14 protein-coding genes are annotated in these 14,597 nt (G+C 34.1%); 8 read left to right on the top strand and 6 right to left on the bottom strand.

Translation table 11 applies throughout. The features are described from left to right. The first annotated feature begins 33 nt into the window (after nt 1-33). The 5 genes from IWX80_RS00815 to IWX80_RS00795 all read left to right on the top strand — a co-directional run bounded on the left by IWX80_RS00815 (nt 34) and on the right by IWX80_RS00795 (nt 5,929). The gene (locus IWX80_RS00815) at nt 34-1,677 is read left to right on the top strand and encodes a family 16 glycosylhydrolase (protein ID WP_196851767.1); all 1,644 of its coding nucleotides are present in this window, start codon (nt 34-36) and stop codon (nt 1,675-1,677) included. A 67-nt stretch (nt 1,678-1,744) separates the two neighbouring features. Then, nucleotides 1,745-4,045, top strand: coding sequence for a beta-glucosidase BglX (gene bglX, locus IWX80_RS00810; RefSeq protein WP_196851766.1), 2,301 nt, complete (start codon nt 1,745-1,747; stop codon nt 4,043-4,045). 6 nt (nt 4,046-4,051) lie between these two features. Continuing rightward, complete coding sequence (locus IWX80_RS00805) at nt 4,052-4,807, top strand: glycoside hydrolase family 16 protein (protein ID WP_196851765.1); 756 nt, start codon at nt 4,052-4,054, stop codon at nt 4,805-4,807. Between the two features lie 341 nt (nt 4,808-5,148). Beyond that, entirely contained in the window at nt 5,149-5,733 is a 585-nt protein-coding gene (locus tag IWX80_RS00800) for an RNA polymerase sigma factor (protein ID WP_091171946.1), read from the top strand. A gap of 52 nt (nt 5,734-5,785) precedes the next feature. Further along, complete coding sequence (locus IWX80_RS00795) at nt 5,786-5,929, top strand: hypothetical protein (protein ID WP_165151563.1); 144 nt, start codon at nt 5,786-5,788, stop codon at nt 5,927-5,929. 106 nt (nt 5,930-6,035) lie between these two features. Here the strand turns inward: IWX80_RS00795 and IWX80_RS00790 are convergent, their stop codons facing one another. After that, nucleotides 6,036-6,686, bottom strand: a complete 651-nt coding sequence (locus IWX80_RS00790; protein ID WP_196851764.1) for an endonuclease III domain-containing protein — start codon at nt 6,684-6,686, stop codon at nt 6,036-6,038. Between the two features lie 88 nt (nt 6,687-6,774). On the opposite strand from IWX80_RS00790, the gene bcp reads away from it, so the two are divergent. Then, complete coding sequence (gene bcp / locus IWX80_RS00785) at nt 6,775-7,227, top strand: thioredoxin-dependent thiol peroxidase (protein WP_113633377.1); 453 nt, start codon at nt 6,775-6,777, stop codon at nt 7,225-7,227. Nucleotides 7,228-7,375: 148 nt separating this feature from the next. Here bcp and IWX80_RS00780 read toward each other — a convergent pair whose 3' ends face one another. Continuing rightward, nucleotides 7,376-8,836, bottom strand: a complete 1,461-nt coding sequence (locus IWX80_RS00780) for a TonB-dependent receptor (RefSeq protein ID WP_113633376.1) — start codon at nt 8,834-8,836, stop codon at nt 7,376-7,378. Nucleotides 8,837-8,930: 94 nt separating this feature from the next. Here IWX80_RS00780 and IWX80_RS00775 point away from each other — a divergent pair, with 94 nt between their 5' ends. After that, nucleotides 8,931-9,695: an MBL fold metallo-hydrolase gene (locus IWX80_RS00775; protein WP_196851763.1), complete on the top strand. Its 765-nt coding sequence runs from the start codon at nt 8,931-8,933 to the stop codon at nt 9,693-9,695. Between the two features lie 11 nt (nt 9,696-9,706). Further along, nucleotides 9,707-10,207, top strand: coding sequence for a hypothetical protein (locus tag IWX80_RS00770; RefSeq protein WP_196851762.1), 501 nt, complete (start codon nt 9,707-9,709; stop codon nt 10,205-10,207). Between the two features lie 58 nt (nt 10,208-10,265). Here IWX80_RS00770 and IWX80_RS00765 read toward each other — a convergent pair whose 3' ends face one another. The 4 genes from IWX80_RS00765 to IWX80_RS00750 form a co-directional block, all read right to left on the bottom strand. Beyond that, nucleotides 10,266-10,913: an alpha/beta hydrolase gene (locus tag IWX80_RS00765; protein WP_196851761.1), complete on the bottom strand. Its 648-nt coding sequence runs from the start codon at nt 10,911-10,913 to the stop codon at nt 10,266-10,268. A 4-nt stretch (nt 10,914-10,917) separates the two neighbouring features. Next, nucleotides 10,918-11,256 (bottom strand): hypothetical protein, encoded by a 339-nt coding sequence (locus IWX80_RS00760; RefSeq protein ID WP_196851760.1) that lies wholly within the window; start codon nt 11,254-11,256, stop codon nt 10,918-10,920. Nucleotides 11,257-11,260: 4 nt separating this feature from the next. Beyond that, nucleotides 11,261-12,514 carry a dihydroorotase gene (locus IWX80_RS00755; RefSeq protein WP_196851759.1) on the bottom strand — a complete coding sequence of 418 codons (1,254 nt, stop codon included), beginning with the start codon at nt 12,512-12,514 and terminating at the stop codon, nt 11,261-11,263. A gap of 104 nt (nt 12,515-12,618) precedes the next feature. Beyond that, nucleotides 12,619-14,547: a BatA domain-containing protein gene (locus IWX80_RS00750; protein WP_196851758.1), complete on the bottom strand. Its 1,929-nt coding sequence runs from the start codon at nt 14,545-14,547 to the stop codon at nt 12,619-12,621. Between the last annotated feature and the right edge of the window lie 50 nt (nt 14,548-14,597).

The raw sequence follows: 14,597 nt of genomic DNA, 5'->3' as shown, positions 1-14,597 counted from the left end.
TATCACAGTTATATTTTTTAAAAAATAGTAAAAATGAAAAAAATAATAATAAACATAGTATCTGTTTTTGTCCTTCTTTTGATGGTCAATTGTCAGGAAGATAATTTGGGTTTTGGAGCGTTAGACACGCCAACCAATCTTCAGGTAACGGCAGAAATAGTAGGTAAAACAGCAGCTTTGCCAAACGGAGATGGTTCTGGGAAAGTTAAATTTACCAGCACGGCAGAAAATGCAATTTCGTATAAGTACATTTTCAGCGATGGAACTTCTCAGAATTCTCCAAGTGGGATTCTTGAAAACACCTTTGCTACACCAGGGACAAATACATATACAGTGACTGTAATTGCTTCAGGAGCGGGAGGAGTTGCTACTAATATGACTCTGGAAGTAACCGTTTTTAGTGATTTTAAAGATGAGCAAGCGGTGCAATTCTTAACTGGTGGTGCGTCCAAAAAATGGTACTGGGCACAATCCGAAGATGGTCATTTGGGTGTTGGTCCAAACGTTGCATGGTCCGATCCTACTTTTGGAACTAAAAATTATTACCCTGATTTTTATTCTGCTAAAGCAAATGAAAAATCAGCTACGTGTTTATACAATAGCGTAATGACTTTTTCTATAGTAGGCCAACAAATGAAATTTGAATTGGATAACAAAGGACAAACATATTATAATGGTGCTTTCAAAGGCGGTGGCGATGATGCTTGCTATGACTTAAACACCAGCGGTGCTAAAACTGTTACTTTGAGCAAGTCAGATTCATTTATAACTAAGAATCCGGATAGCGCTACACAAACTAGAGGAACTACAATGAATTTTGCAGATGGTGGTTTTATGGGTTACTTTGTGGGAACAAGTTCTTACGAAATCTTATCAATTACTGATAATAGAATGGTCGTACGTGTGATTCAATCTGGAAATCCATTTTTAGCATGGTACCATACGTTCACCACTTCGCCTCCCGGTGCAGTTGTAACACCTCCTCCTACAGCAAATTATACTGTTTTGAAATTTTCGGATGAATTCAATACTGACGGTGCTCCAGATCCTACAAAATGGGGTTATGATCTTGGCGCTGGCGGTTGGGGTAATGGCGAAGCTCAAACCTATACAAGTGCTGCTGATAATGTGATTGTTCAAGGTGGAAATCTAAAAATTACTGCTAAAAAGGTAGGGACAGGTTACACTTCATCACGATTAAAGACAGAGGATAAATATGAATTCACCTATGGTAAGATTGAAGTAAGAGCTAAACTTCCAGTTGGTGGTGGAACTTGGCCAGCGATTTGGTCTTTAGGACAAGATTATAAAACAAATGCATGGCCAAAATGTGGTGAAATTGATTTCATGGAGCACAGAGGAAATGATCAAAATGTTATACATGGTTCACTACATTATCCAGGTAATAATGGTGGCAATGCAAACACCGCAAAAACAACTATAGCAAATGCATCGACAGAATTTCATGTTTATAAAACAATTTGGAGTCCTACTTCGATTCAGTTTTTTGTAGATGATAAGTTATTCCATTCGTTTACCAACAGTAGTTCAGTACCTTTCAATAGTGATTTTTTCATGATTTTGAACGTGGCAATGGGAGGAACTTTTGGTGGAGCTATTGATCCTGCTTTTACACAATCTTCAATGGAGATTGATTATGTGAGGATTTATCAATAAAATAAGGAATTAATATAAAAAGGTCGGAATTTATTTCGGCCTTTTAAATATAATAAAATGGATAAAGATGAAAAATAAATCCCTGTTAGCATCATTTGCTATAGCAGCTCTAATAGTTGCAGGTTGCAGTAATAAAATCTTGAAATCTCCTGTTTCATATTCTAAAGAAAATGTTTTAGAGACTAAAGTGGATTCGGTTCTCCGATTGATGACTCTCGAAGAAAAAGTAGGGCAACTCAATCAGTACAATGGTTTTTGGGATATCACAGGTCCGACACCAAAAGAAGGTCAAGCAGCTAAAAAATACGAGGACTTGAAAAAAGGTTTAGTAGGATCGATGCTGAATGTAAAAGGTGTTAAAGATGTAAAAGCGCTGCAAAAAATAGCGGTGGAACAAACCCGATTAGGGATCCCTTTGCTTTTTGGATTTGATGTTATTCACGGTTATAAAACGATTAGTCCTATTCCGCTCGCTGAAGCAGCAAGTTGGGATTTAGATGCGATGAAAAAGTCGGCTGCAATAGCTGCTGAAGAAGCCGCTGCCGTGGGACTGAACTGGACTTTTGCACCTATGGTTGATATTTCCAGAGACGCTCGCTGGGGACGAGTTATGGAAGGTGCCGGTGAGGATCCTTTTTTAGGAAGTAAAATTGCGGTAGCCCGTGTGCAAGGTTTTCAAGGCGAAGATTTAGCCGCTGTGAATACTATTTTGGCTTGCGCCAAACATTTTGCAGGATATGCTTTTGCCGAATCAGGAAGAGATTATAATACGGTTGATATAAGTGAAACGGTGTTGCAGAATACCATTTTTCCACCTTTTAAAGCGGCTGTAGATGCAGGTGTACGAACGTTTATGAACTCTTTCAATGAACTAAATGGAATTCCCGCAACAGGAAATGCCTATTTACAAAGAGAAGTTTTAAAAAGAGATTGGAAATTTGATGGTTTTGTAGTTTCGGATTGGGGTTCTATCAATGAAATGATTCCGCACGGTTTTGCTAAGGACAGTAAACAGGCAGCTGAAATAGCGATTAATGCAGGTTCAGATATGGATATGGAATCCAGTGCGTATGTGGAACATTTAGTGGCATTAGTTAAAGAAGGTAAAGTCAAAGAAAGTGTTATTGATGATGCTGCAAGACGAATATTGAAAGTAAAATTCGAATTGGGTTTGTTTGACGATCCATACAAATATTGTGATGAAAATCGAGAATTAGCAACAGTAGGAAAAGCGGCCTTTCATGAAGGAGTTTTGGATATGGCCAAAAAGTCTATCGTGCTTTTAAAAAATGAAAAGGAATTATTGCCTCTTAAAAAATCAGGTCAAAAAATTGCATTAATTGGTGCTTTGGCAAATGATAAAACGAGTCCATTGGGAAGTTGGAGAATCGCAGCTGATGATAACTCAGCGGTTTCGGTTTTGGAAGGATTACAAAAATATTCGGGTAATCAACTTACTTATGCAAAAGGAGCTGATGTAACTGAAGGAAGAACGCAGTTCATTTGGGAAACTAAAATCAATACGACGGATAAGAGTGGATTTGCAGAAGCTATTGCAGCTGCAAAAAAAGCTGACGTGGTAGTTATGGTTTTGGGAGAACACGGTTTGCAATCAGGTGAGGGAAGAAGCAGAACCGATATTGGTTTGCCGGGCGTTCAGCAAGAATTATTGGAAGCAGTTTATAAGGTCAATCCTAATGTTGTTTTGGTTTTAAATAATGGTCGTCCATTAGCAATTCCTTGGGCCGATGAAAATATTCCTGCAATAGTTGAAGGTTGGCATTTAGGAACACAAAGCGGTAATGCAATTGCGCAGGTTTTATACGGCGATTACAACCCCAGTGGAAAATTGCCAATGACTTTTCCTAGAAATGTAGGTCAGATTCCTATTTATTACAATTATAAAAATACGGGAAGGCCAGTTATGAATGAACCCGAAAGTGTGTTTTGGTCGCATTATATCGATGAAAAAAATACGCCTTTGTATCCTTTTGGTCACGGTTTAAGTTACTCTAAATTTGAATATTCCGATTTGCAATTATCATCCAAAACATTTGCTAAAAATGGTAAAATTGAAGTTTCTGTAAATTTAAAAAATACTGGAAAAGTTACCGGAAAAGAAGTCGTTCAATTATATATTAGAGATTTGATAGGAAGTATAACGCGTCCGGTAAGAGAGCTGAAAGGATTTGAAATGATCGAATTGCAGCCTAACGAAACTAAAAAAGTGGTATTTACAATCGATGAAAAAACAATTGAGTATTTTACAGCCAATAGAAAATGGGAAGCAGAAGCTGGAGATTTTAAAGTATTCATTGGAGGCAGTTCAGTAACAAAGTTGGAAGGTGATTTTCAATATTCAAATTAAAATAAAATGAAAAAAATACTAGTATTATTGCTTGTGGTCAATTTTTCTTTTGCACAGCAGAACAAACGAAAACTGGTTTGGGAAGAAAATTTCAACGGTAAAAGGTTAAACGAAAAGAGTTGGAATTTTGAACTTGGCGATGGTTGTCCTAATTGCGGTTGGGGAAATAACGAACGACAATTGTACACGAAACAAAATCACAAGCTTGCTAAAAACAAGTTGGTCATTACAGGTAAAAAAGAAGGTGATAAATACACTTCGACACGCATTACTACCAAAGGTAAAAAAGAGTTTCAATACGGTCGTTTTGAGGCCAGAGCAAAGTTGCCAGTTGGTCAAGGAGTTTGGCCTGCTTTGTGGATGTTAGGTTCTAATATAAATGAAGTTGGCTGGCCAAAATGTGGTGAAATCGATATTTTAGAATATGTTGGGAAAGAGCCAAATATGGTTTTTACTTCTTTGCACACGCAGGACAGCCATGGAAATACGATAAATACCAAGAAAACAAGATTTGATGATATTGAGGAAGGTTTTCACATTTACGCTATGGAATGGACGAAAGACAAAATCGATTTTTTTATAGATGATACTTTAGTGTATACGTTTCAGCCTGAAAATAAAACAGAGGCAATTTGGCCTTATAATCAGCCTTTTTATTTTATCATTAATATGGCAATAGGAGGAAACTTTGGTGGGCCAGAAGTTGATGACAATATTTTACCGCAAGAGTTCATAGTTGATTACGTCAGAGTCTACCAATAATCGTAGATAATCAGTAGTATAGTTAAAACTAAAATAAAGTTTGATTCTAATCCATTAACAATCAGACTTTATTTTAGTTTTTATATTTTTAAGAATTCCTTGACATAAACTATTCTTTTTGTTCAACGGCATGCTATTTGTATAATAAATGTGAAAAAAAGAAGAAAAATTTTAACAAATTTTATTCATGATATGTTAATTTTCATTAATTTTACTTGCATGTTAAAATAATATTTAGTTAAATTTGAAAACTTAACGAACCTAATCCAATTTAGCCTATAATAGAAAACTACTTTTTAGAGAAAACTCTCCAATTTTAATTAAAACTAAAAAGTATTATTATGGTTAATATACAACTCCCAGACGCGTCATTAGTTAAGGAATATGTCGCAGGTAATGAGGATGCCTTAGCTAAACTAATAAAAAGGCATGAATCAAAAATCTATGGATTCATTTATTCTAAAATCCCCGACAGAGATATTACCAACGATATTTTTCAAGATACTTTTATCAAAGTGATTAAGACTTTGAAATCAAACTCCTATAATGAAGAAGGTAAATTCTTGCCATGGGTAATGCGTATTTCCCATAATCTGGTGGTTGATCATTACCGTAAAACGAAAAAAATGCCCATGTTCAGAGAAACAGAGGAATTTTCTATTTTCTCAATTATGTCTGATGATTCCTTGACGATAGAAAATAAAATAATTTCGGAACAAGTCGAAATGGATTTGAAAAAATTAATTGAAGAACTTCCAGCGGATCAAAAAGAAGTTTTGGTGATGCGAATGTACCAAGATATGAGTTTCAAGGAAATTTCGGAATCTACCGGAGTAAGCATCAATACCGCCTTAGGAAGAATGCGTTATGCTTTGATGAATTTGAGAAAAGTAATTGATAAACACCAAATTGTTTTAACCAATTAACAATATCTTGAAATTTGCTGCGTTGTAATAGAAAACAAATATGTATTACTTTATGGCAAAAACTTACTCAAAAAAATCATTAGTTTACCAAACGATGAAACCAAGTAAAGAAACAATTTCTTTTTTATTAGGCTATTCCAAAGCGTTAACCATAATAAAAGTAGATAATAAAAGTTTCGAAATTATATCGAATTAGAATTGTTTTGATTGATGAAAAATCAGTTTAACTTTTCTAATAAGTATTAACTAAAAAAAACCGCTGATTCTTAATGGGAATCAGCGGTTTTTTGTGTTTAGATAATTTATTTTTTATAATAAGCGTCAAGTACGGTTTTTCTGCCAATCGTTTTCGTAATTATATCTTTTTCTAAGTCCCATCCACGAGCTGGAGAATATTCTCTTCCGTACCAAATAATCTGAAGATGCAAGTCATTCCAAATTTCCTCAGGAAAAAGACGTTTGGCATCTTTCTCCGTTTGGACTACGTTTTTTCCATTGGTTAAATTCCAGCGGTACATCAAGCGGTGAATGTGCGTATCCACAGGAAACGCAGGAACACCAAATGCTTGTGACATGACGACACTGGCTGTTTTATGTCCTACGGCCGGTAATTCTTCAAGAAATTCAAAACTTTCAGGTACTTTTCCGCCGTGTTTGTCAATTAAAATATGTGATAAACCATGAATTCCTTTTGATTTCATTGGCGATAAGCCACACGGACGAATAATTTCCTTTATTTCCTCCACAGACATTTTGATCATATCGTACGGATTATCAGCTTTTGCAAAAAGCAAAGGCGTAATCTGATTTACTCGCACATCTGTACATTGTGCTGATAACAGAACAGCGATCAATAATGTATATGGATCTTTATGGTCCAGCGGAATTGGAATCGTAGGGTATAATTCTTTTAACGTATTTATAACAAAAGTTACACGTTCTTGTTTATTCATTATTCATTAAATTTGATTGTAAAGAAAAACAATTTCAATGGCAATAGCAATATTCAAATTCAATTCAAATAAGTAAAAAATACAAATAATGACAACATTAAAAAAAGGAGATAAAGCACCTAATTTTTCAGGCGTAGATCAAGACGGGAAATCACATCAATTAGCAGATTATTCAGGAAAAAAATTAGTAGTTTTCTTTTATCCAAAAGCAAATACGCCGGGATGTACTGCTGAAGCTTGTGATTTAAGAGATAATTTTGAACGATTTCAAGCTAATAATTATGCGTTGTTAGGTGTAAGTGCTGATTCAGCTAAAGCTCAAGCGAAATTCAAAGACAAGTATGAATTTCCTTTTCCATTACTTGCTGATGAAGATAAATCTGTAATTCAGGCTTTTGGTGTTTGGGGACCTAAAAAATTCATGGGTAAAGAATATGATGGAATCCACAGAACCACTTTTGTAATTGATGAAAAAGGAATTATCGAAGAAGTGATTTCTGATGTAAAAACGAAGGCGCATGCTGCTCAAATACTTAAATAAGTATTAGTGTTGCGTTTTGGTATTCAGTTACCGGTTTAATTTAAAATACGTTTCTAAAAACTGAAATCAGATTTTAAATGCAAAGAAAAGTCCAGAGTTGAGTTTATAATTTACCGCAATTCTGGACTTTTTTTATAATTTTAATGTACTAGTTGCTTTCGTTCAAGACTTTATTTGGATCAAATCCAAAAAGTCTGTGCTCTTTAATTATTTCAGCAATACCGGAAGGAAGCATTTGTTCCCAACCTGGTTTTCCATGATTAATCATATTCAAAACTTCACGGGAGAAAACTTCTAAAATGGAAGGGTCATAATCGTCAATATCGACTACTTTACCATTGAATTTAAAGAATTTATAAAGTTCTTTCATTCTTGGGTGTACTTTCAAATTCTCGGATGTAATAATTTCTCCATTTTCACCAATCATTGGATACAAGAATACTTTCATATCGCGGTAGAATAATTTTCCAAAAGCTTCCAGAATTCCACCACTTAAATGACGGTAATATTTTTCGTCAAAAATATCTATTAAATTATTTACGCCCATGGCTAATCCCATTCTGGCTTTAGTATAATTCGCAAAATACTCCACGACTTTATAGTATTCCTGAAAGTTTGAAATCATTACTGTTTGTCCAAGAGAACACAATAATTCAGCTCGATCCATGAAATCTCTTTCATCAATCTCACCATCGGAACGTAAATTTGAAAGTGTGATTTCAAAAACTACCAGTGTATTTTCGGCATTTACTTTATTCTCGTTCAAGAACATTTTCAATGATTTTTCATACATGTCCATGTTTACTTTTGTAACCGGACGAAAACTTCCTCTAAAAGCAAGTATGTTCTTTTTATATAATATAGCTGCAGGAAGTATGTTTTTTCCATCAGGATTAAACATTACCGCATCAGTCATTCCGTTTTTGACTAATTGTAAACTCATCAAACGATTGTCTACATCAGCAAAACGGGGACCAGAGAAATTTATCGTATCAATTTCTAATTGATCTTTGTCTAAATGGTCGTATAAATAACGCAAAAGACGTTTAGGATCATTGTATTTGTAGTAAGCGCCATAAATTAAATTTACACCAAGGATTCCAAGAGTTTCCTGTTGCAATCGAACATCAGTTTCTTTAAAACGAATGTGAAGAATGATTTCGTTGTAATCTTCGTCTGGTTCAATTTGGTAACTTATTCCAACCCAGCCGTGTCCTTTAAATTGTTTGGCAAAATCAATAGTGGCAACGGTATTGGCATAACTAAAAAACATTTTGTTAGGATGTTTTTCTCTACTTAGTCTTTTTTCTATTAGGTTAACTTCATGAGAAAGCATTTTTTTAAGTCGGCTTTCAGTGACATAACGGCCATCTTCTTCAATACCATAAACGGCATCACTAAAATCTTTGTCATAGGCTGACATTGCTTTTGCGATTGTTCCGGAAGAACCACCAGATCTAAAAAAATGTCTTACAGTTTCCTGTCCAGCTCCAATTTCAGCAAAAGTTCCATAAATATTTTCGTTCAAATTGATACGAAGTGCTTTATCTTTAATTGAAGGGATTTGTTGGATGATTTTATCACCTTTTAATTTTATTTCTGTATCCATTTTCTTTTAATATGGCTAATATTTTGCAAAGTTAATGAAATAGGTTTCTAATGAAAGAGAATTAACCCTATTTTTGCAAATAAAATAAAGAAAGTTGAAGGTATATTTTTTAGGAACTGGTACGTCACAAGGGATTCCTGTTATCGGGAGTAATCATCCCGTTTGTAAAAGCACTGATTTTAAAGATAAAAGACTACGAGTTTCAGTATGGATTTCTTGGGAAAATTACTCTTACGTTATCGATTGCGGACCTGATTTCAGACAACAAATGCTCTCGTCAAATTGTCAGAAAGTAGACGGAATTCTTTTTACCCACGAACACTCAGATCACACTGCAGGAATTGATGATATTCGTCCTTTTAATTTTAAGCAAGGAGAAATCCCAATTTATGCACACCAAAGAGTGATTCATAATTTGAGAAAACGTTTTGATTACGTTTTTGAAACAGTCAATAAATATCCCGGTGCGCCATCTGTGGAAACAATCGAAGTGGTCAATAATCAATCCTTTTCTATTGGAAATAAAAAAGCTGTTCCTATAAATGTGATGCATGGAAATCTTCAGGTTTTTGGTTACCGAATTGATGATTTTGCCTATTTAACAGATGTGAAAACTATAGAAAATAGTGAAATTGCCAAGTTGAAAAATCTAAAAGTATTGGTTATAAATGCTTTGCGGGAAGAACCTCATGATACGCATTTCAATTTGAAAGAAGCCTTGGATTTTATAACTTTGGTGCAACCCAAAAAAGCGTATCTCACTCATATTAGTCATATTATGGGATATCATGAAGAAGTTCAAAAAAATCTTCCTGATAACGTTTTTCTGGCCTACGATAATTTAGAAATTACAATTTAATTTTATTTAAAATGAAAAAATCATTATTCCTTTATCTAACTATTTTGGCTGTGCTTTCAACTGTTTTTACCTACATGTTCTTAAGCAAACAGGTAACTTTTGAACAAAATAGATACGATAAAACCACAAAAAAATTAAGAGACAGTTTAAACTTAGTTTCGAATCAATTAGTGGATGCCAACTATTTTTCTTTAGAAAAGAATGAAAATGCCCAAAATTATTTTGATTCAGGAAATGGAGATAAAATGATTCAATTTGAAAAATTAATTCCTGTTGTTACTGAAAAATTAATGGATTTTAACGCTAATCCAAAAGGAAATCCTTACACCGGTCAAGACCAAATTGGGACTAATAAATTTATTATTAACAAAGTGAAAATACTAAACCACAGATGGATTATTGCGGATTATAGTGATGGTGAAATTTGGGGCGAAGTTTTGTTGAAATATTTTGTCAATCCTGATGAAAGCATTTCATTTGAAGTGAATCAATCGTTGTTGTATCAGAAATAAATAAGCAGTCGCAGTTTTCAGATAGTATACCCTGACAACTGCGACTGATTACTGAAAATTATTTTTCCTGAAGCCAATTTTTGAAGTCATAAAAGTTCTGTGGAGCAACTCCATGACCAATTGGATATTCTTTGTAAGTTATATTTATTCCTAAATTCTCTAATACTGAAGGCGTTTTTCTCGCCCATTCTACTGGAATTACCTGATCTACCGTTCCGTGTGAAGCAAATATTTTCAGGCTAGTAAAGTTGTTTTTGAGATAATCCTCAGCGACAATTTCTAAATTCAAATACCCACTCATAGCAACTACTTTCTGAACTTTTTCAGGATATGAAAGTGCAACTGCATAACTCAAAATAGCGCCTTGGCTAAAGCCAACTAAAGCAATTTGTTTCTCATCAATTGGATAATTGGCAATTAACTCATCAATAAATCCAGCAATTAAATCTCTTGAAATTTTAGCTTGGTCGTGGTCAGAAAATTTGTTTTCGTCTGCATCAAAGTTGATGGCGTACCAAGCAAAAGCCCCGTATTGCATATTGTAAGGTGCGCGTGCTGAAATGATATAGTATTCATCCGGAAGTTCAGTGGCAAATGAAAATAAATCTTCTTCATTGCTGCCATATCCATGCAATAAAAGGATCAGTGGATTTTTGTCTAATTTTATTTTAGGTTCGCGTATTTTGTATTCTAAAGATAAATTCATCTAATTATGATATGTTTTTAAGCCATTTTTGAAAAAATGTTCCCAATAAAGGAACGGGTTTTGTTTCTCCTTTTATAGCATTGAAAATGCCATAAGACCACAATACGGACACAAAAATCCACATTGGAGCTGAAATCATTAAGCTGTCAAAATTGCTAATGATTAATCCCAATGATATAAAAGTTAAGGTGATTCCCAATCCTTGACGAATGTGAAAGGAAGCAAATGCATTTTTGTCTTCGGAGTTCATGGACATCGCTATAAAAACGCCAATTCCCAAGATATAACTGGTAATCGCGGCAGTTTTTCCAGATTCTGAATTATTATTATTACTAGTATTCATTTTTCTATGCTAAAATTAATTTTCCTTGATTCACAATTCCGTATACTTTTCCTTTTATTTCAGTACCTAAAAAAGCAGAATTTTTTGATTTTGATAAAATGGAAGATTTTGTAAAAATGCTTTTTGGTTCCGGATTAAATATGGTAATGTTTGCTTTTGAACCTTCATTAATCGTTTCTGTTTCGATGCCAAAAGTTGTTTTTCCGGAGGTTAGTTTATCTATTACAGTTTCTAGTGGTAATACGTTCATCAAAGCACCGAAAGCACTTTCTAATCCAATCGTTCCATTTTTGGCACCATCAAATTCCATTTTTTTGTGTTCAATGTCCATCGGATTATGGTCGGATGTAATCATATCAATAGTTCCGTCTTTTATTCCTTTCAGCAATGCTTTTCTGTCGGTTTCAGTTCTAAGTGGTGGCGAAACTTTATAACGGGTGTCAAAACCTTCCAGTTTTTCATCGGTTAGAACCAAATGATGCACAGCAGCACTACAGGTTACATGTAGTCCATTCGCTTTAGCCTCTTTGATTAATTGAACTGATTTTTTAGTTGAAATTGTCGGAATGTGAAGTTTTCCTCCAGTGTATTCTAACAGGAATAAATTTCTTGCGATTTGTAATTCTTCGGCAAGATTTGGAATTCCTTTCAAGCCTAATCGGGTAGAAACAATACCTTCATTCGCTACTCCGTTTCCTTTTATATTTTCGTCTTGGCAAAATGAGAGAATCAAACCATCGAAATCCTGAACGTATTGTAATGCGATTTTTAGCAAATTAGCATTATCTAAACTTTTATTATAATCTCCAAAAGCAACTGCTCCGGCTTTTTTCATATCATATAATTCAGCCATATCTTTTCCTGCACTTTCTTTGCTCAAAGCGCCAATAGGATACAGTTGAGTGGCAAATCCTTGTGCTTTATTCAAGACAAAATTCACTTGGGATTGATTGTCAATAATAGGGAAGGAGTTGGGTTGTAAAGCGATTGCCGTAAAACCACTTTTTGCAGCAACAGTAAGTCCGTTTGAAATGGTTTCTCGGTCTTCGAAACCAGGTTCTCCTAGAGAAACACTGCTGTCAAACCAGCCTTGTGAAACATGCAAATTATCTAGTTGTAATTCGTCTGCTTTATCAGGATTTGGAAGCGCTGTTCCAATTTTTTTTATAAAACCATCAACAATTAAAATATCTGCAGTCTTATTATGAAAAGGACTTTTTGAATCGATAATTTTGGCGCCTCTGATGATTAATTTCATATGTAGATAATATTTGTTTTTTATGGGATATGGAATTCGGATTACTGTATTAACTTTTCCAGACAAATTTCACATTGATTTTTCAAGTATTTAACCTCCGTTATTTACTTTACGAATCGTATAATTGCCATTTCGCTAATCAGAAATAACAGTGCAAAGATAACAAACCATTTCCAAATTTGATTGTCAGTTCTGTCAGTTTGTAAAGTATCAAATAGCGATTGGATTGATTCGATTGTTTTATAGTCAGAAAGAATATTGTCATTGGCTGAAGCCAAATCACTTTCAGTTCTGTTGTAATTAAAACTGATGTTTTCAACCCATTCTTTTTTATTGAAAATGGTAAAGTTTCCAGCTTGTTCCGGATAATCATTGAAAGTCATTTTGACTTTATTATTCAGAATTTGTTGGATAGGAATGAATTGTTCGTCTAAGCCTTTTACCGTTAAAATAGCGTCTTTGTTTAGCGATGCTTCTGTTAAGTGTGGGTTGTTATTTCCAATTATCAAAGCATTTACGCCATTGTTTTGATTGTTCATTGCCATCTTGTAGAATGTAGGCACAATTAATGGAGATTGCTGGAAATTTGAATTTTCGATGTTGATAGGAGCTGCAAAAACAGCAACCGCTGAAACCGAATTTGCTATCGATGTCAAGAAAACACTTTGGTCTTCATAAGATAAAGCAGCAGGACTTGAACTTGATAATACGAACGATTTTTTTGTTTTTGGATATTGAAAATTAGTCACTTTATTTTCAAAAACGCTATTGAATATTGGATGACTAAAATTGATTTTAGTAATCAGCTTTTCTCTATTTTCTAAAGAATTGAATCTCAGGTTTCCAAAATTCGATACGAAAGAATTCATATTGGTAATGGAATTTATCACCGAAGGAATCACAATTACATTGCCGCCTTTCTCTACAAAAGATTTCAAAGTGGTCGCCAAAGCTTGCGGAATTTCATCTAATTCGTTTAAAATAATCGCATCTTGATCTTCCAGTTTATTGTAGTCTAATGCGCTTAAAGTATAATTGTTAAAATTGAATTCTTCACTGGTGTAAATTCGGGAAAGGAAGTTGCTTTTTGCCGGTTCTCCAATGCTGATAATATTGGTTTTCTTAGTTTTAGAAATACTAAAATACAAGGTGTTATCATAAGACAAACCATTATCAGCTATCGAAAAATAGCCATGAAAAGCTTGTTTTGGAATCGTAAAATTGAGGTTTTTTTTCTTTGTTTCTAAAGTTACTATCGTTTTAGCAATAAGCTTATTTTCATTGTATAGAGAAATTGGAATCGGTTTGAAATCATCTCCATAACCGGATATTTGCACACTAATTTCATAGAAATTTTCTAATGTTTTATTGATGAAAACGCTGTCAATAGAAACATTGTTTTTTTGTTCTGCTTTTGGGATTATAAATAAGGGCGAATCAGTTGCATCACTATTTTTCAATTGTTTTTCATCAAGACCTGCAGCATCGGTAATGACAACGATATCTTTTTTAAAAGCCGATTTATGCGCTTTTATTTTTGCCATTATATTATCCAATTGGAACGGAGTTGCGCTGTATTTCAGATTTTGCAAAGCACCACGAACCGATTTTATATCTGTGTTCCAATAATTTTCGGAATTGGTGAGCAAAGAAAAATTGACGTTTTCCGGAGTTTCTTCTAGTAGTTCCTGAACAGCTCGTTTTAGCAATTCGCCTTTTTTGCCTTTGGCTTGCATACTAAAAGAATTGTCCAAAATAATATACAATTCATTGTTGGCATTTTTATTGTCTTTGGATTCAAAAAAAGGCTGTGCAAATGCTATAATAATACAAGTTAATAGCAATAATCGACAGGCGAGAAGCAGCCATTTCTTGATTTTAGAGCTTTTTCTGGTTTGAATCGAAAGTGCTTTTAAGAAACGAACATTAGTGAAATATTCTTTTTTGAAACGGCGTAATTGAAATAAATGAACCAAAATTGGAACAATCAACAAGAACAGAAAGTATAAAATTTCGGGATGTTTAAAATGCATTCTGAGGTTGAGTTTACTTCACTGGATTTTATTTTCAACGGTGTTCATTG

Origin of the sequence: Flavobacterium sp. CAN_S2 (assembly GCF_015752255.1) — a bacterium.
In the GTDB taxonomy this organism is placed as follows: domain Bacteria; phylum Bacteroidota; class Bacteroidia; order Flavobacteriales; family Flavobacteriaceae; genus Flavobacterium.
The sequence above is the reverse complement of the archived record's forward strand: the minus strand, read 5'-3'. Positions and strand labels throughout refer to the sequence as shown.